Origin of the sequence: Janthinobacterium sp. UMAB-60 (assembly GCF_900095235.1) — a bacterium.
Taxonomy (GTDB): Bacteria; Pseudomonadota; Gammaproteobacteria; order Burkholderiales; family Burkholderiaceae_D; genus Janthinobacterium.
The window spans coordinates 258,340-275,715 of the sequence record NZ_LT607488.1 but is presented as its reverse complement, the minus strand read 5'-3'; the positions used below and the strand labels follow the sequence as shown (position 1 = coordinate 275,715).

Annotated in this window: 13 protein-coding genes; 10 read left to right on the top strand and 3 right to left on the bottom strand. The window is 61.7% G+C overall.

Annotation, left to right across the window (positions count from 1 at the left end; translation table 11 throughout):
- Positions 1 to 99: 99 nt before the first annotated feature.
- Both K0F86_RS13890 and K0F86_RS13885 read left to right on the top strand, forming a co-directional pair.
- Positions 100 to 651 (top strand): hypothetical protein, encoded by a 552-nt coding sequence (locus K0F86_RS13890; protein WP_257572153.1) that lies wholly within the window; start codon positions 100 to 102, stop codon positions 649 to 651.
- Between the two features lie 95 nt (positions 652 to 746).
- The gene (locus K0F86_RS13885) at positions 747 to 1,247 is read left to right on the top strand and encodes a lysozyme inhibitor LprI family protein (RefSeq protein ID WP_219134905.1); all 501 of its coding nucleotides are present in this window, start codon (positions 747 to 749) and stop codon (positions 1,245 to 1,247) included.
- A 613-nt stretch (positions 1,248 to 1,860) separates the two neighbouring features.
- On the opposite strand, the gene K0F86_RS13880 is transcribed toward K0F86_RS13885, so the two are convergent.
- The 3 genes from K0F86_RS13880 to K0F86_RS13870 all read right to left on the bottom strand — a co-directional run bounded on the left by K0F86_RS13880 (position 1,861) and on the right by K0F86_RS13870 (position 5,940).
- Positions 1,861 to 3,507, bottom strand: a complete 1,647-nt coding sequence (locus tag K0F86_RS13880) for a methyl-accepting chemotaxis protein (RefSeq protein ID WP_219134904.1) — start codon at positions 3,505 to 3,507, stop codon at positions 1,861 to 1,863.
- A 92-nt stretch (positions 3,508 to 3,599) separates the two neighbouring features.
- Entirely contained in the window at positions 3,600 to 4,715 is a 1,116-nt protein-coding gene (locus tag K0F86_RS13875) for a patatin-like phospholipase family protein (protein WP_374197290.1), read from the bottom strand.
- A 310-nt stretch (positions 4,716 to 5,025) separates the two neighbouring features.
- Complete coding sequence (locus K0F86_RS13870) at positions 5,026 to 5,940, bottom strand: LysR family transcriptional regulator (protein WP_219134903.1); 915 nt, start codon at positions 5,938 to 5,940, stop codon at positions 5,026 to 5,028.
- Between the two features lie 115 nt (positions 5,941 to 6,055).
- Here K0F86_RS13870 and K0F86_RS13865 point away from each other — a divergent pair, with 115 nt between their 5' ends.
- The 8 genes from K0F86_RS13865 to malG all read left to right on the top strand — a co-directional run bounded on the left by K0F86_RS13865 (position 6,056) and on the right by malG (position 17,375).
- A complete protein-coding gene (locus K0F86_RS13865; RefSeq protein ID WP_219134902.1) occupies positions 6,056 to 7,615 on the top strand; it encodes an MFS transporter in 1,560 nt (519 codons plus the stop codon).
- A gap of 231 nt (positions 7,616 to 7,846) precedes the next feature.
- Entirely contained in the window at positions 7,847 to 9,067 is a 1,221-nt protein-coding gene (locus K0F86_RS13860; RefSeq protein ID WP_219134901.1) for a carbohydrate porin, read from the top strand.
- 291 nt (positions 9,068 to 9,358) lie between these two features.
- A complete protein-coding gene (locus K0F86_RS13855) occupies positions 9,359 to 10,372 on the top strand; it encodes a substrate-binding domain-containing protein (RefSeq protein WP_219134900.1) in 1,014 nt (337 codons plus the stop codon).
- Between the two features lie 322 nt (positions 10,373 to 10,694).
- A complete protein-coding gene (locus K0F86_RS13850) occupies positions 10,695 to 12,332 on the top strand; it encodes an alpha-amylase family glycosyl hydrolase (RefSeq protein WP_219134899.1) in 1,638 nt (545 codons plus the stop codon).
- A gap of 84 nt (positions 12,333 to 12,416) precedes the next feature.
- Positions 12,417 to 13,502: an ABC transporter ATP-binding protein gene (locus tag K0F86_RS13845; protein WP_219134898.1), complete on the top strand. Its 1,086-nt coding sequence runs from the start codon at positions 12,417 to 12,419 to the stop codon at positions 13,500 to 13,502.
- Between the two features lie 111 nt (positions 13,503 to 13,613).
- The gene (malE, locus tag K0F86_RS13840; RefSeq protein WP_219134897.1) at positions 13,614 to 14,834 is read left to right on the top strand and encodes a maltose/maltodextrin ABC transporter substrate-binding protein MalE; all 1,221 of its coding nucleotides are present in this window, start codon (positions 13,614 to 13,616) and stop codon (positions 14,832 to 14,834) included.
- Positions 14,835 to 14,962: 128 nt separating this feature from the next.
- Positions 14,963 to 16,474: a maltose ABC transporter permease MalF gene (gene malF, locus K0F86_RS13835; protein WP_219134896.1), complete on the top strand. Its 1,512-nt coding sequence runs from the start codon at positions 14,963 to 14,965 to the stop codon at positions 16,472 to 16,474.
- A 10-nt stretch (positions 16,475 to 16,484) separates the two neighbouring features.
- A complete protein-coding gene (gene malG / locus K0F86_RS13830; RefSeq protein ID WP_034783032.1) occupies positions 16,485 to 17,375 on the top strand; it encodes a maltose ABC transporter permease MalG in 891 nt (296 codons plus the stop codon).
- The last annotated feature ends 1 nt before the right edge of the window (position 17,376 follow it).

Sequence of the window (17,376 nt, the reverse complement as noted above, 5' to 3'; positions counted from 1 at the left end):
ATTCCTATCCGTAAGAATAACGCATAGGCTGTGTCTGGTGAATCAAGGGGCTATTTCAGAGCGGACCTTCAGCGACCAATGCTAACGCGATAAAAATGTATGGAGATATCAAAAGTGCACCTAGAATTGATCCGCGACCTTGCTGGCACCTTCCCTACAGTTGCTGAACCTGAGTCCGTACTTAGTGCCAAGGTATGGTATTGCAAATACAAGAGTCTCTTACCGCTGTCCCAGATGCGCAACTTGGAAGAACTTGTAATCGCTGGTTTTCCTGATGATTCGTTCGAATTTCTTGGGAGGCTAGAAAAGCTGCGCGTCCTGCACATACTTCATATGCCAAAGATTAGCAATATCGCACCGCTAGCCAAATTAATGCAGCTGAAATCGGTATCTTTGGCGACGCTCCCAAGTTGGGACGCGTCAAAGAAGATCACCACCATTCAGTCGCTTGAACCATTGGCTGCAATCCCGGAGCTGGCCTATCTGGAGCTTTTCGGTGTCTGCCCGCCAGACAAATCGCTTGTCCCTCTCGAACGATGTAGGTATCTTCAAACGGCACGTATCTCAAACTACCCCATGGTAGAAATCGAAAGGTTTTTTTCTGAAACAAAAATCATCAACAAGTTCAACCCCGAACCTTCATTTTACTAACCGGCACCGTCCGCTATGGGGCGGAAGCTGCCGATGACGGCAACCGGCCAGAAGCGGACCTCAATACGATCAATTATAAGAAGGAGCGAGTGCTCGTGGGAAATGCCGTTTTAAGCCGCTTGTCCATGTTGGGCGTTGTTTTCTTGTGCCTTTCGCTGTCGCCCTTGACCAATGCTTCCGAACAACAAAGCGATATGGCATCGATCAAGCAGGAGCATTGCGAAGAAAATAATAATCTTGAGGGTACTTTCTGCATGAGTCGAGAGCTAAAAGAATCCGGCACGCGTTTAAACGTCGTCTACAAGACATTGATGTCTGCGCTTACCAAACCACGAGGGTTGCAACGCGCGCAACGTGCATGGATTGTTTTCCGCGACGCGGAGTGCAAGTTCCAGAACGCGGCGATGCATGGCGGAAGTGGTTACAACTTTTCGATGGACCTGTGTTTGATGCAGCTGACTGAACAGCGCATATCGGTGTTAGAAACCGTTAGGCCCTGTAATGGATGCGTAGAATTCAAGGATGAGTTTTATGGAACGGGGAAAGGATACAGCTTACCAGAGCGTAAACGCACTCCTGCTTCGGGCAAGCGATGACACGGGGCGAGGCTTGGAGGCTTTTAGTCCCGTTTTAACGCGCTTCGACTGCTACGTCCGCCATGGGGGAGACCCCGCCAACGGCGGCAACCGGCAGAAGCCGCCTCAGAAAAATGAAGTCCTGTCTTGCGCATTATCCAGCCCTATGACCACGACAACAAATAACGCTTCAACCTGACGTTCGTGATCCATTCCAACAACAACCCTCATGCCGTTGCGGCTGGCCCTACGAAGATAACTCAATGATTCGACTTCTCTATATCAGCCATGCCGCCCCCATGATCACGGAGGCTGAGAGACGCGAAGTAGGTGAACAGAGTTGCCCTGCACGGTACGGCCGGGCTAGTTTTTTATGTCTTTTGGCGCAGATATGGAACACCAGCGTGTTCAATTAACGCAAAGGTCCGATTTGGGGCGCAAACGGACTCACGCGCCCGAAAGTCAGACTGACACCCTGACTGCTGCGGAACCGGACGGCGCCGCCCGCCTTCCCCTCCGCCCTGCCAGCCCGAACAACTTTACTGCCACTCGCCACAGTTGCAGAACTCAAGGCCCCCATCCGACGACGCCAGCAGCAAAGAAAAACCCCGGCGTACCGGGGCAGTCACAAGGTTCAAGCGCGGGCGCTGCGGCCGGGCAGCGCCAGGCGGCGGCTGGCGGCAGGTGTTGCCGGGGCCGGCAAGCCGCCCGCCACTTTCAACGATTTTGCCTGGGCATCGCCACGCAGGCGGAACACGGCCACCACGTCGACCAGTTCCACGGCGCGCTCTTGCAACGAAGACGCTGCGGCCGCCGCCTCTTCCACCAGGGCCGCATTTTGCTGGGTCACCTGGTCCATTTGCGAAATGGCCTGGTTCACCTGCTCGATGCCAGCGCTCTGCTCGTGGCTGGCGTTGGCGATGTCGCCCATGATGTCCGTCACGCGGCGAATGCTGGCGACGATTTCTTCCATCGTCGCGCCCGCCTGGTCGACCAGCACGCTGCCCGTGTTGACTTTATCCACGGAATCCTCGATCAAGCCCTTGATTTCCTTGGCCGCTGCCGCCGAGCGCTGCGCCAGGTTGCGCACCTCGGTGGCGACCACGGCGAAGCCACGGCCCTGCTCGCCGGCGCGCGCCGCTTCGACGGCCGCATTCAGCGCCAGAATGTTGGTTTGGAAGGCAATGCCGTCGATCACGCCGATAATGTCGGCGATCTTCTTCGCCGACTCATTGATCGAACCCATCGTGCCCACCACTTGCGCCACCACTGCGCCGCCCTTGCGGGCCACGTCCGAGGCGGACACGGCCAGGGTATTCGCCTGGCGCGCATTGTCCGTATTCTGGCGCACGGCCGAGGTCAGCTCTTCCAGGCTGGAGGCGGTTTCTTCCAGCGACGACGCCTGCTGCTCCGTGCGCACAGACAAGTCCGCATTGCCGGCGGAAATCTGCGCGGCCGCCACGCTGACCGTATCGGCCGAGGTGCGCACGGTAGCGATCACGTCGACGATGCGTTCGAGGAATTTATTGAAGGCGGTGGCCGTGCGGCCCACTTCATCCATGCGCTCGACGGGCATGGCGGCGGACAGGTCCAGCGAGGCGCTGACACGCTCCAGCGTAGTTTCGATATTACCCAGGCCGCCGCTGATGGTGCGGTAGATGTGCCAGGCCAGCGCGCCCGTCAGCAGCACGGCCACACCGAGCACGGCCAGCATGGTATTAAACGCCGTGTCGTAGGCGGCCAGGCTTTCGGCCTTCACGTCATCGACCAGCTTGTTGTTGTAGGCGATATGGTCATCCATGCTCTTTTTCGCGGCAGCGGCCGTGATGGCCAGCGGCGTGCCGGCCAGCAAGGTGGCGCGCACGCCATCCATGTCGCCCGCGTAGGCGGCGGCAAAGAATGGCACCAGCGCGCGGCGGTACGCTTCCATGGCGGCCTGGTCGGCGTCGAGCATCTTGCTGTCCGTCGCGTCGTACAGGCGCTCGGCGCGGTAGGTGGCGATGACCTTGTCGAAATTCGTGTTGGCGTCGGCCACGGCCTTGTCCAGCGCCGTCTTGTCGGCCAGGTTCGAGAAAACGGACAAGCGGTAGCCGGCCAGGCGCGAATCGGCCAGGAAACCCTTGGCCGCATTCAAGCCCTGGATGCTGGGGATGATACGGTTTTGCACGGTGTCAAAACGTTCCTGGGCGCGCTGCAGCTGGATGGCGCCGCCGGCACCCAGCAATAGCAGGGCCAGCAAGGCGATGGTGAGGGTCAAAATTAATTGCTTGGTGATATTCATGGTGTTCACAGTCAAAAAAGCAGCCTGGCAGGGCCAGGCGGGATGAGTAGCTGCCGATCAGGTGGCCGGGACCGGTTGCAAACGGCGCGAGCTTAGGCCGCCAGCGGGGCAGCGTCAGGCGTGCGGCGCAGCAAGTCGCCATGCTGGCGGCAAAATGCCAGGCCCGCCTTGTGGCCCACGTCGAACAGCAACTGCATGTTCGAGCTGGACCAGTCCAGGGTGTCGGGCCAGTGCTGCTCCGGGATGCCGCCCATCAGATCGAGTTTCAACAGACGCCGCTTGGGCTGGCCCGTGCGCGCATCCGTGTTGTGCTCGAGTTCGAACAGGCGCAGTTCGCTCTTGGAAATTTTCACCAGCGGCGTGATGATGGAGCGCACCCAGGCGTCGTACAGGTTGCGCGGCTTGCGCAGCAAGCGTTCGTCGCCGAGGATGTCGAGGATGACCAGGGTGTCTGCGTCAGCGTGTTCGCCCTTGCCTTCGATAAACGGCTCGAAATTGAGCGTGTCGAGCGCCGCGCCTTCGATGTAGTCGTCGCCATCGATGGTGGTGGGCGCATACAGGAAGGGAAACGACAAGGCCGCGCGCACGTGGATAGCTGCGATCTCGTGCTTGCCCCAGATTTGCATGCGGTGCTCGCTGAGGTTGTAGGCATTGATGTAGAAATCGGGACGCATGCGCGCCACGCCCGAGAAATCCACGGCTTTTTCCAGAAAGGGCAAGTGCGCGCACAGGCCCAGGCTTTTCGCCGACAGGTCCGATGGCGACAGCGACGACAGCATCAATTTCCCCCAGTCCGACCAGGCCGTGGGCACGCCCGCAAACGTTTGCTGGAACGCCTGAAAAAAAGGATTGTTGGCCGGTGGCTGGAAAGCGTCGCGAAAAGTGCTCGCATGCATGCCCGGCTTCTGGAACACCTTGTAATTGATCGGAATCATCTTGTAGATGCTGTCGGCCACGCCCGTGTCGGCCCAGCTTTGCAAGGCCTGGCGCGGCGTGGCTTCGTGCGGCGTCGTGTAAAGCAAACCCATCAGCACACCGGCGCCGGAAGCGGAAATGACATCGAATTCGATGCCTTCATCGAGAAACGCGGCCAGCGCGCCCGCGATCAAGGTGGAATTTGGTGCACCGCCACCAAGCAGCAGGCCCGTCTTGCGGGCGGGTGTCGCGGCTGGTGCCGGATGTGGCGGCATCGTGCTTACTGTCTTCATGCACACTCCCTGAACGGAACCGGGCTCACGCCCTAATTGTTGGTTACTACACGCTTACTACGCTGATTCATGCCCATGTTCCAGCAACTGGAAACTATTGCAATATTGCCGAAACAGATATTAAATTAACATAAATAAATTCCTTATGGCAATTTAATTAACGCATGATGGGTATTCAGAAAGGGTATAAGTTGACGGCGCGCGGCGTGGCGTGACGCATCGCAACAAATAAATATTCTGCAATGTTAGGAAAAATCTCTTTGGGGTAGGAATATTCCTCAACTGGCGGCCATGGCGGCCGCCAGGCCGTTCAGGGGGCGGGAGGGGGCGCGGAAAAATGCAGGTGGGTACACAGATGGTCAACAAAGACGCGGATTTTCGGTGACAGATGGCGGCTCGACGGCCACAGCACCCAGAACTTGCTCGCGTACAGCAGGTAGTCGCCCAGCACGGCTTGCAGTTCGCCCCGTCCGATGGCGTCGCGCACGATAAAGTCGGGCAGATACGCAAGACCCACGCCCTGCGTGGCGGCGCCGATCAAGGCTTCGATATTGTTGCAGGTCAAGGCGGTCGGCAAGCGCAGCTCGCCGCCGCTGTCGCCCTCGGCGCGCCGCAGCGCCCATTCCTGCAACTTGCCCGTGGTGGGAAATTTATAGCGCACGCAGGCGTGCCCTTCCAGCGCGCGTGGCGTGGCCGGCACGCCATGGCGGGCGAAGTACGCGGGAGAACCCACGATGGCAAACGCGAATGGCCCCAGTTCGCGCGCCATCAGCCGCGAATCGGTCAAGGTGCCGCTGCGCACGGCCACGTCAATGCCTTCGGCCACCACGTCGACCAGCCGGTCATTGAAATCGAGGTCGAGCTCGATCTCCGGGTACTTGCGCGTAAAGTCCGCCAGCAGGGGCAGGATGATGCGGTAGCCGATCACGGGCAGGCTGACCTTGAGCTTGCCACGCGGCGCCTCGGCCAGGTGCGACAGTTCCGCCTCGGCATCGCCGAGGTCGGCCAGGATGCGCTGGCAGCGCTCGTAAAACAGCGCGCCCTCGTTGCTCAGGCTGATGCGCCGCGTGCTACGGTTGAGCAAGCGCACGCCCAGCTTTTCTTCCAGCCGCGCCACGCTCTTGCCCACGGCCGAGGCCGACACGCCAAGCAAGCGCCCGGCCGCCACGTAACTGCGCGTTTCCGCCGCGCGCACGAAGGCGGCAATGCCGTTCAGATTATCCATGTCACCTCGCCACCTCAATTAAGGAATATTTGTCCGTTATGAGTGGATTTTTAGCCACTTTTTCATAGATTGCGTCCATATTATCATCAGATTCCCTCTTTCTGGAATCACTCCCATGGATACGAATCTTCCCGCGCATGCCCCGGACCAAGCGACTGCACGGCATATGCTGGTGCTGGCCGCCGTCTGCCTGGCCGCGCTGTGCATGCCGCTCAGTTTTACGGGCCCCGCCATCGCCATCCCCGCCATCGCCGCCGACCTGCACGGCACGCCGCTGGCGCTGGCGTGGATCACGAATGCCTTCATGCTCAGCTTTGGCGGCTGCCTGATGGTGGCCGGCGCGCTGGCCGACCGCTACGGCCGCAAGCGCGTGTTCTTGCTGGGCATGGGCGTATTTTCCGCCGCCGCGCTGGCACTGTCAGCCGCGCCAGGCATCCTGTGGCTCGATGTGCTGCGCGCCGTCCAGGGCCTGGGCTGCGCCATGGCCCTGTCGAGCGGACTGGCGGCCCTGGCGCAGGAATTCGACGGCCCGGCCCGCGCGCGCGCCTTCAGCCTGATCGGCACGGCCTTCGGCGTGGGCCTGGCCTTCGGCCCCTTCCTGGCCGGCACCTTGATCACGCACACGGGCTGGCGCGCCATCTTCATCGCCACGGCCGCGGCCGGCCTGGCCGCCCTGCTGGCCGCCGCGCGCGCCATGCGCGAATCGTGCGATCCGCAGGCGCAGGGCGTCGATTGGCCCGGCGCGCTGACGTTTACGGGCGCGCTGTCGCTGTTTACGTATGGCTTGCTGCAGGCGCCCGACAGTGGCTGGGCCAGCGCGGCCAGCCTGGGGCTGCTGGGTGGCGCGGCCTTGCTGCTGGCCGCATTCATCCGCGTGGAGCGGCGCGCCGCGCGGCCCATGCTGGACTTGACCCTGTTCCGCCTGCCAGCTTTTGCCGGTGTGCAACTGCTGGCCGCCGCACCCGCGTTTTCCTTCGTCGTGCTGCTGGTGCTGCTGCCGGCCCGCTTCATCGGCATCGAGGGTTATAGCGCCTTCGACGCGGGACGCATGATGATCGCCCTGTCCGCGCCCATGCTGGTGCTGCCTATCCTGGCCGGCATGGCGGCGCAGCGCCTCGCCGCCGCGCACATTTGCGCCAGCGGCCTGCTGCTGGCGGCGGGCGGCCTGCTGTGGTTGTCGACCTGCGCGCCGGGCCAGTCGCCCGCCAGCCTGCTGGGACCGCTGCTGCTGATCGGCTGCGGCATCAGCCTGCCCTGGGGCCTGATGGATGGCCTGGCCATCAGCGTCGTGCCCGTCGAACGGGCCGGCATGGCGGCCGGCATCTTCAATACGACGCGCGTGGCGGGCGAAGGCCTGGCGCTGGCCATCGTCAGCGCGCTGCTGGGCACGTTTACCGTGGCGGCGCTGGGCGGCACTGCCGGCATCGGCGCGCAACAGGCGGCGCACGCGGGCCCCTTCCTGGCGCTGGGCGAGCTGCGCCATGCTGCTAGCCTGCTACCCCAAGTGGGCGCGACCGAACTGGCGCAAGCGTACGGCACGGCCTTCCGCCACTTGCTGTATGTGCTGGCCAGCATTACGACGGCCTCGGCCCTGCTGATCCTGGCATTCCTGCATCATCCTGCCCCTGCCGCAACAGACACGGCCGCCCTGCCCGCCTGCAAGGCACAGCAATAATTCACCATCGTAGTTTCTCTGCCGTACACGGCGGCGCCAATGCGCCGCCGCCCGCCTTTGATGTTTCTCCGCAACACCTCAAAAGTTTAAGAAGAATTCAAAGAACAAAACTAGTTTACTCATCAAAGCGCTTTGAACTATACTCAAAGCGCTTTGAAACATAGTTAAAGCGCTTTGGTTGTGCAAATTAATGCACGCCGATCCCACACCTATAAAAACACTGGAGACGCAATGAACAAACATTTCTTGAAAACTTTGCCTGCCGCCGTGGCGTTGGCCTTGAGCGCTTCGGCTGCCCAGGCCGCCCTGCCGATCGACTTCGGCGGCTACATCCGCTCGGGCTTCGGCACCAGCAGCGAAGGCGGCAAGGAAGCCTGTTTCGGCCTGGCCGGCGCCTCGTCCAAGTATCGTCTGGGCAATGAGTGCGAAACCTACGGCGAGCTGAAATTCGGCGGCGAAGCGTTCAAGGCCGCCAACGGCACCACCTTCCGCATCAATACCCTGGTGGCGTTTTCCGTCAACCAGAATCAGGACTGGGAACAATCGGACCCGTCGTGGCGCGAAATGAACGTGGTGGCCGACAAGATCGGTACGGGCGCCTTCGCCGAAGCGCGCGCCTGGGTCGGCAAGCGCTACTACGACCGCCAGGACGTGCACATCACCGATTACTACTTCTGGAATAACAGCGGCCCCGGCGCCGGCCTGGAAAACATCGACCTGGGCGCCGCCAAGCTGGCCTACGCCGTCGTGCGCACGGCCGATGACGGCGACAGCAAGCGCATGGGCCTGTCCCACGACCTGCGCTTCTCCGGCATCAAGGTCAACCCGGATGGCGAACTGACGCTGGGCCTGCAATTCAATCAGAAACGCAACGCGCAAGGCGCGGCCCCTATCGCCAGCGGCCACCTGCTGACCATCATGCATACGCAGGGCAACCTGCTGGGCGGCTTCAACAAGGTGGCATTGCAATATGGTAAAGGCAGCGCCGCCAACACGGGCGGCTTCAACCTGGGCGCCAACAAGGATGACAAGGTCGTGCGCCTGACGGAACAAATCATGATCCAGCCCAAAGGCGCCTGGTCGGGCATGGGCACCTTCGTCTACGAAGACAAGCAAACGGCGGGCGTGAGCAGCAAATGGACCTCGATCGGCGCGCGTCCCGTCTACCACTTCACGGACAACTACAGCCTGGCCGTGGAACTGGGCCACGACATCGTCAAGCCGGAAGGCGGCGAGAGCCGCAACCTGACCAAGCTGACCTTCGCGCCGCAACTGTCGGCCGGCAACAGCTTCTGGTCGCGCCCCGTGCTGCGCGCCTTCTACACCTACGCCAAATGGAACAAGGCCGCCCAATCGGCCGCCGCGGCGGAAACCGCGCTGTCGTCGACGGGCGTGTTCGGTGGCAAGACCAACGGCAGTTCGCTGGGTTTCCAGGTCGAGTCGTGGTGGTAAGCGCGGGACTCTAGAACTTTGGCAAGCGTCCCTGGACGCCTGCCACAGGCAGCAACACCGCCCGCTTTTTCAGGGGCAAGGAATATCCGGACCCACCATTTCGCCGCTGCACGCGATGGCCGGCAGCTTCAATGTAGTGATTCAGCAGTATCCTCTTTTAGCGCGGGCGCCCCTGGGTTTGCCCGCGTATTTTTTTGGGCGCTGCCGCCGCAGGTCATCCCCCTGATCATTCCGGCATTTATCAGATAAACTACCCTGCATCGCTCCCGATCCACCCCAGACGCAGCATCCATGAACCTCAAAAATCTCGCCAAAACGCTAGGAATATCCGAAACCACCGTCAGCCGCGCCTTGAATGGCTATCCGGAAGTGAGCGAACGCACGCGCGAGCGGGTGCTGGCCGCCGCGCAGGCGGCCGGCTACCGTCCCAATCCCATGGCGCGCAGCCTGGCCGTGGGACGCACGAATATCGTCGGCATCATCTACCCGCTGATGCCGAACGACCTGGCCGACCCCATGTTCATCGACATCGTGGGCGGCATGTCGGAAGCGCTGGAAGCGCAGCAGATGGACATGATGATCGCGCCAGCCTCGGCCACCAATGAATTCCACACGTATCAACGCATGGTCAAGGGCCGTCGCATCGATGGGCTGATCGTCGGACGCACGAAACCGTACGACGAGCGCATCGCCTACCTGGCGCAGCAGGGCATGCCGTTTGTCGCGCATGGCCGCACGCAGCTGAACCAGCCGCACGCGTGGTTCGACTACGACAACGAGGCGGGCATGCGCCTGGCCGTCGAACGCCTGGCGCAGCTGGGCCACCAGCGCATAGGCCTGATCAGCGCCACGCCGGACCTGAACTTCGTGCGCCAGCGCGTCGAGAGTTTCCAGCACGCCATGCAGGCGGGCGGCCTGGCCGTCGATCCGGACAACCTGGTCGACAATGCGCACGACCGCCGCGCCGGCTACCAGGCCATGCAGCGCCTGCTGGCCCGCTCGCCCCGCCCCACCGCCGTCATCGTCGACAATCACATGTCGGGCGTGGGCGCGGTGCGCGCCCTGCTCGACGCGGGCATCGCCATCGGCAGCGAGATGTCGCTGATCGTCTGGGGCGTGATGGAAGATTCCCTGGCCGGCCACAACGTCACCACCGTCGTCCAGCCCGACCCGCGCGGCGCCGGCGCGAAGATGATCCACATGCTGCTGGCCCTGATGGATGGCACGCCCGTCGCCGATCTGCAGGAACTGTGGCCGTGCGAGCTGTTGCCGGGCGAGTCGGCGGGGCCCGTCATACACACCTGATTTACCCCTAGAGCAAACTACAGGGGTCAGTCACTGCGTGATCGGAATGCGTCCCACTGGGACGCGTTCCCCCGGCGGGTCCGCCCCCAGCCTCCGCTTGGGGTTTCGTAAAACGCCCTCTTCCGCTCTGTTTTGCCCTCCTGAATCACCCTCATAAAAAAATCGTATGTCTGGCGCGTGTATCGCTTTACTTTTCAAAGCGCTTTGAACTATACTCATTTCATACCCAAAGCGCTTTGAATTTTAAAATAAGACGTTCGCCTACCAACCAGCAGCGCCGCCCTGATAGCCGAGGCTACAGGCAACTTTTAAGAAATCATTCATGCCGACCATCCAGAACAATCTCGCCAACCTGCCCGCCGACTGGTGGCGCAGCGCCGTCATCTACCAGGTGTATCCACGCAGCTTCCTCGACAGCAATGGCGACGGCATCGGCGACTTGCCCGGCATCACCTCCAAGCTCGATTACATCGCCGCCCTGGGCGCCGACATCGTCTGGATCTCGCCCTTCTTCACGTCGCCGATGAAAGACTTCGGCTACGACGTGGCCGACTTCTGCGACGTCGATCCCATGTTCGGCAGCCTGGCCGATTTCGACCGCCTGGTGGCGCGTGCCCATGCACTGGGCTTGAAAGTGATGATCGACCAGGTGCTGTCGCACTCGTCCGACGTCCACCCGTGGTTCGTGGAAAGCCGCTCCAGCCGCGACAATGCCAAGGCCGACTGGTATGTATGGGCCGACCAGAAACCGGACGGCACGGCGCCGAACAACTGGCTGTCCGTGTTCGGCGGTTCTGCCTGGCAATGGGAGCCGCGCCGCGGCCAGTACTACCTGCACGACTTCCTCGTCAGCCAGCCCGACCTGAATTTCCATAACCCGGCCGTGCAGCAAGCCCAGCTGGACAACCTGCGCTTCTGGCTGGAACGCGGCGTCGACGGCTTCCGCTTCGATTCCTGCAACTTCCCGTACCACGACCAATTGCTGCGCGACAATCCACCGGCAGCCCAGCGCGACGCCAGCAGCGTCTCGGCCATCAACCCGTACGGCATGCAAGCACACGTGTACGACAAGACGCAGCCGGAAAACATCGCCTACCTGCAGCGCGTGCGCGCCATACTCGATGAATACCAGGCCATTTCCATCGGTGAAGTGGGCGACGACAATGCGCTGGCCACCATGGCCGCCTACACGGGCGCTGACAAGCTGCACATGGCTTACAGTTTCAACTTGCTGACGGCGGAGTTTTCCGCCGCGCACATCCGCACGCAAGTGGAAGAGTTCGAAGCGCAAGTGGCCGACGGCTGGGCTTCCTGGTCCGTGGGCAACCACGACAGCGTGCGCGTCATGACGCGCTGGGGCGGCGAAAACCCGTCGCCGTCGCTGGCCAAGGTGGTGCTGGCCGTGCAAGCGGCGCTGAAAGGCACGCCGTGCCTGTATCAGGGTGACGAGCTGGCCCTGACGGAAGCGGAGATTCCTTTCGAAGCGCTGCAAGACCCGTACGGCATCCCGTTCTGGCCCCAGTTCAAGGGCCGCGACGGCTGCCGCACGCCGATGCCATGGGTGGCTGACGCACCGCATGGCGGCTTCAGCACTACCACGCCGTGGTTGCCCGTGCCGCCCGAACATTTGGCGCGCGCGGTCGACGTCGAAGAAAACGATGCCGCCTCGCCGCTGCGCTTTGCGCAAAATATCCTTGCCTGGCGCCGCACCTTGCCGCAATTGCTGCGCGGCGACATCGTCTTCTTCGATACGCCGGAACCCGTGCTGGCCCTGCGCCGCGACTTGCCGGGACACCCGTCCGTGCTGGCCACCTTCAACCTGGGCACCGAAACGGTCACGTTTGACTTGCCGGCCGCCGCAGCAGCGGCCGACCTGGCCGGCCACGGCTTGCCAGGCAGCAAAGATGGCCAGCAGATCAGCCTGCCACCGCATGGCGGCTGGTTCGGCACGCACGCTTAAACAGTACCCTTTGGCGGCCATGCCGCCAATTACAATAACGAGCCCCGCGCATCAGCGGGGACGGATTGACACATTGAGGACGACATGGCAGGACTGAAATTAGCAGGGCTGAAGAAGGCATATGGCGACGTGCAAACCCTGCACGGCATCGACCTGGAGATCGCCGATGGCGAATTCATGGTCTTCGTGGGCCCGTCGGGTTGCGGCAAATCCACCTTGCTGCGCAGTATCTGCGGCCTGGAAGAAATCAGCGGCGGTGACTTGTTCATCGGCAAGACGCGCATGAACGACGTGCCGCCCGCCAAACGCGGCATCGCCATGGTATTCCAGAGCTACGCCCTGTACCCGCACATGAGCGTGGCGCAAAACATGGCGTTTGGCCTGAAACTGGCTGGCATGAGCAAGGTGCAAATCGCCGACGCCGTGCAGCGCGCCGCGCAAATCCTGCGCATCGAACCTTTGCTCGAACGCAAACCAAAAGACTTGTCGGGCGGCCAGCGCCAGCGCGTGGCCATCGGCCGCGCCATCGTGCGCAAGCCCGACGTCTTCCTGTTCGACGAACCGCTGTCGAACCTGGACGCTTCGCTGCGCGTGCAGATGCGCATCGAACTGGCGAATCTGCACCGCGAATTGCGCTCGACCATGATTTACGTCACGCATGACCAGGTCGAAGCGATGACCCTGGCCGACCGCATCGTCGTGCTCAACGCGGGCCGCATCGAGCAGGTGGGCGCACCGCTGGAGCTGTACCACCACCCCGCCAACCTGTTCGTGGCCGGCTTCCTCGGTTCGCCCCGCATGAACTTCCTCAAAGGCAAGATCCACAGCTATGTGGACGGCGTGGCCACCATCGCCACCAACGCGGGCGGCATGCTGCAGGCGGCGTTGACGCAGCCGCTGGCCAGCGGCACACAAGTCACCATCGGCGCGCGCCCCGAGCACGTGCAAGCGTGCGCACCGGGCGCCACTGCCGCCATCACGGCCACCGTGCAGGCGGTGGAAAAACTGGGCGACATCAGCTATCTGTACGTGCACGTGCCTGGCGGCGACGAGCCGCTGGTGGTGCGCGCCGATGCCGATACGGACTGGGCCATTGGCCAATCCGTGGCGCTGCAGGTGGCGCCCGCCCGCGTCCACGTGTTCGACGAGCACGGCCAGACCCGTACCTGATCTATCCGCTTTAAGGGGCCAGGCGCTACAGGCGCCGCCTGGCCCGGTTGCATCGTTTCAGCCTTGATACTCAACATAAACTTAGCATAAAAAAAGATACTGGAGATTGACATGTCCTTCACGCACCCGAAACGCAGCTTCATCAAAACCACGCTGATCGCCGCCGCCCTGGCCGGCATCGGCAACCTGGCCGCCGTCAGCATGGCAAACGCGGCCGAAGCAGGCACCCTCTTGATCTGGATCAATGGCGACAAAGGCTACAAGGGCCTGGCCAAGGTCGGCGAGGAATTCACCAAGAAAACGGGCATCAAGGTCGTCGTCGAGCACCCGGAAGACGCGCCGAACAAATTCCAGCAAGCGGCGGCCGCCGGCAAGGGCCCGGACATCTGGATCTGGCCGCATGACCGCATCGGCGGCTGGATCGACGCCGGCTTGCTGCAACCAGTAACGCCAAGCAAGGAAGCGCGCGCCGCCATCCTGCCGCTGGCCTGGAACGCCTTCACGGTGGGCGGCAAGACCTGGGGTTACCCGATCTCCATCGAAGCCGTGGCCCTCGTCTACAACAAGGATCTGGTGCCGAACCCGCCCAAGACGTTCGAGGAAATCGCCGCGCTGGACAAGAAACTCTCCGCACAAGGCAAGAAAGCCATTCTGTGGGATTACACGAATACCTATTTCACCTGGCCTTTGCTGGGCGCGGGCGGCGGCTTCCCGTTTGAAGTCAAGTCCGATGGCCGCTACGATGCGGCCAAGACGGGTGTCAACAATGCCGGTTCGCAAGCAGGCGTGAATGCGCTGATGAGCCTGATCAACAGCGGCACCATGCCGAAGGGCGCCGGCTATGCCGAGATGGAAGCGGGCTTCAACCAGGGCAAGATCGCCATGATGATCAACGGCCCTTGGTCGTGGGACAATGCGCGCAAATCGAAGATCAATTACGGTGTTGCAACGATTCCTACCGTGGCAGGCAAGACGGCCACCCCATTCGTGGGCGTGCTCGGTGCGATGATTTCGAAAGCCAGCCCGAACAAGGACCTGGCGACGGAATTCCTGGAAAACCAGATGCTGCAGCTCAATGGCCTGAAAACCATCAACGCCGACGTCCCGCTGGGCACGCCAGCTAATAAAGTGCTGTTCGCGGAATTGAAAACCAACCCGAACATCCAGGCGACGATGGAAAGCGCCCAAGCGGGCCGCCCGATGCCGAACAACCCGGAAATGGGCCGTTTCTGGTCGTCGATGCAATCGGCGCTGGAAAACATCACGCAAGGCCGCCAGACGACCAAGGATGGCCTGGATGCGGCGGCGAAGCGGATTACGACCGCCAATTAAGCCCTATTTTGTTTGAGCGTAGGTCGGATTAGCGTGTAGCGCGTAATCCGACATGTGCCGCCAACAATGTTGTCGGATTACGGCCCTTTGGGCCTAATCCGACCTACGTATCATTACAGGTATCCATCGTGCGCAAGTTTATCGGCCCTACGGTATTGACCATCAGCATGGCGCTGGGTCTGTATCTGCTCTTCATGTTGTACATATCCGGCCAGACCATGCTGGCCGCCGTTTTCCTCGGCTTGCTGACCCTGACGACGTTTGTCTTCACGTCGCCGCGCGCCTATGCCTACCGTTATCTGTTTCCCGGCATCACGGCGGTCATCGTCTTCGTGCTGCTGCCGATGGTGTACACGGTGTCGATCGGCTTTACCAATTTCAGTTCGCGCAACCTGCTCACCTACGAACGGGCCACGCAATATTTGCTGGACGAGACGCAGCGCGTGGAAAGCACGGGCTACGCGCTGACCGTGCACCCGGACAACAAGGAATACCGCTTGCGCCTGGAAAGCCCGGACACGGGCGAAGTGCTGCTGACGCCGCCGCTGGCCCTGAAGCGCGCCGTGCCTTTGACCGTGGAGGTGGCGCCGCCGGACCCCGTGCAGGCGCCCGTGCTGGCCCCGCCGCTGCCCATCAAGGACATCATCGCGCTGCAAAAGGATCTGAAGCTGCTCACCCTCGTGCTGCCGAACAAGATCGAGCTGCGCATGGTGGGCTTGCGCGAATTCGGCCCCGTCGCGCATGTCTACAAGCAACTCCCCGACAAGACCCTGAAGAAAATCGCCACGGGTGAACTCGTGAAACCTAACTTCAAGACGGGTTTTTATGAAATGCCGGACGGCACGAAACTGGAACCGGGTTTCAAGGTCAACGTGGGCTTCGCCAACTTCGTGAAAATTTTCTCCGATGAAGCGTTCCGTGGCCCCTTCCTGCGCATTTTCGTCTGGACCATCGTTTTCGCCCTGATCAGCGTGGCCACCACGACGGGCCTGGGCATGGTGCTGGCCGTGCTCTTGAATTGGGATGCGCTGCGCTTCCGCGGCCTGTACCGCACCCTGCTGTTCCTGCCGTACGCCGTGCCGGGTTTTATCTCCATCCTGGTCTTCAAGGGCTTGTTCAATAACAACTTTGGCGAAATCAACCTGGTGCTCGACGCCCTGTTCGGCATCAAGCCCGCCTGGTTCTCGGACACCACCCTGGCCAAGGCCATGATCCTGATCGTCAACACCTGGCTCGGCTACCCTTACATGATGGTGGTGTGCATGGGCTTGATCAAGGCGATTCCGTCGGACCTGTACGAAGCGTCGGCCCTGGCCGGCGCGGGACCGCTGACGAATTTCTTCAAGATCACTTTGCCGTTGATCATCAAGCCGCTGACGCCGCTGATGGTGGCCAGCCTGGGTTTCAATTTCAATAATTTCGTGCTGATCAGCTTGCTGACGGGCGGGCGTCCTGATTTCCTCGACACCACCTTACCGGCCGGCACGACGGACTTGCTCGTGTCCTACACCTACCGCATCGCGTTCGAGGATTCCGGCCAGAACTTTGGCCTGGCCGCCGCCATCTCGACCCTGATCTTCTTCCTCGTGGCCGCGATTTCGCTGGTCAACATGCGCCTGACGCGCATGAACAAAGCATAAAGGACAGCATATGGCTATCGTTGTCGACCGTTCCAACCGCTGGCGCATCCTGGCGGCCCACGTCGCCGTGATCGCGCTGATCGCGCTGGTGATGTTCCCCTTCCTGATGATCTTGTCGATCTCTCTGCGACCCGGCAACTTCGCCTCGGGCAGTCTGATCCCGCCCGAGATCAGCTTCGAGCACTGGCGATTGGCGCTGGGCATGTCTTACCAGGCGCCCAACGGCGCCCTGGTCGAGCCGGACTTCCCCGTGCTGCTGTGGCTGTGGAATTCCATCAAGGTGGCCAGCATGAGCGCCACCGTCACCGTGCTGCTGTCGACCACCTGCGCGTATGCGTTCGCGCGCATGCAGTTCCGCTTCAAGTCGCAGACGCTGTCGGCGCTGATGCTGCTGCAGATGTTCCCCGCCGTGCTGGCCCTGGTGGCCATCTACGCCATCTTCGACGTGCTGGGCAGCTACGTGCCATGGCTGGGCATCGACCACCACGGCAGCCTGGTGCTCGCTTACACGGGCGGCATCGCCCTGCATATCTGGACCATCAAGGGCTACTATCAAACCATCCCCATCGAGATCGAGGAAGCGGCCAAGGTCGACGGCGCCACGCAGTGGCAGGCGTTCATCTACGTGCTGCTGCCGATGACGGTGCCCATTCTGATGGTGGTGTTTTTGTTGTCCTTCATCGGCGCCATCATCGAATACCCGATCGCTTCCGTGCTGCTGCATGAACAGAACAACCTGACCCTGGCCGTCGGCTCGAAGCTGTTCCTGTACGAGCAAAAATACCTGTGGGGCGACTTCGCCGCGGCAGCCATTTTGTCCGGCTTGCCCATCACGGCCGTATTCCTGCTGGCGCAAAAATGGATGATCTCCGGCCTGACGGCTGGCGGCGTGAAGGGCTGAC

What these genes read in the sequence shown, in the direction of transcription:
- K0F86_RS13890 (WP_257572153.1), top strand. Translation starts at nt 100, where the DNA reads ATGGAGATATCAAAAGTGCACCTAGAATTGATCCGCGACCTTGCTGGC.
- K0F86_RS13880 (WP_219134904.1), bottom strand. Translation starts at nt 3,507, where the DNA reads ATGAATATCACCAAGCAATTAATTTTGACCCTCACCATCGCCTTGCTG.
- K0F86_RS13875 (WP_374197290.1), bottom strand. Translation starts at nt 4,715, where the DNA reads ATGAAGACAGTAAGCACGATGCCGCCACATCCGGCACCAGCCGCGACA.
- K0F86_RS13870 (WP_219134903.1), bottom strand. Translation starts at nt 5,940, where the DNA reads ATGGATAATCTGAACGGCATTGCCGCCTTCGTGCGCGCGGCGGAAACG.
- K0F86_RS13865 (WP_219134902.1), top strand. Translation starts at nt 6,056, where the DNA reads ATGGATACGAATCTTCCCGCGCATGCCCCGGACCAAGCGACTGCACGG.
- K0F86_RS13860 (WP_219134901.1), top strand. Translation starts at nt 7,847, where the DNA reads ATGAACAAACATTTCTTGAAAACTTTGCCTGCCGCCGTGGCGTTGGCC.
- K0F86_RS13855 (WP_219134900.1), top strand. Translation starts at nt 9,359, where the DNA reads ATGAACCTCAAAAATCTCGCCAAAACGCTAGGAATATCCGAAACCACC.
- K0F86_RS13850 (WP_219134899.1), top strand. Translation starts at nt 10,695, where the DNA reads ATGCCGACCATCCAGAACAATCTCGCCAACCTGCCCGCCGACTGGTGG.
- K0F86_RS13845 (WP_219134898.1), top strand. Translation starts at nt 12,417, where the DNA reads ATGGCAGGACTGAAATTAGCAGGGCTGAAGAAGGCATATGGCGACGTG.
- malE (WP_219134897.1), top strand. Translation starts at nt 13,614, where the DNA reads ATGTCCTTCACGCACCCGAAACGCAGCTTCATCAAAACCACGCTGATC.
- malG (WP_034783032.1), top strand. Translation starts at nt 16,485, where the DNA reads ATGGCTATCGTTGTCGACCGTTCCAACCGCTGGCGCATCCTGGCGGCC.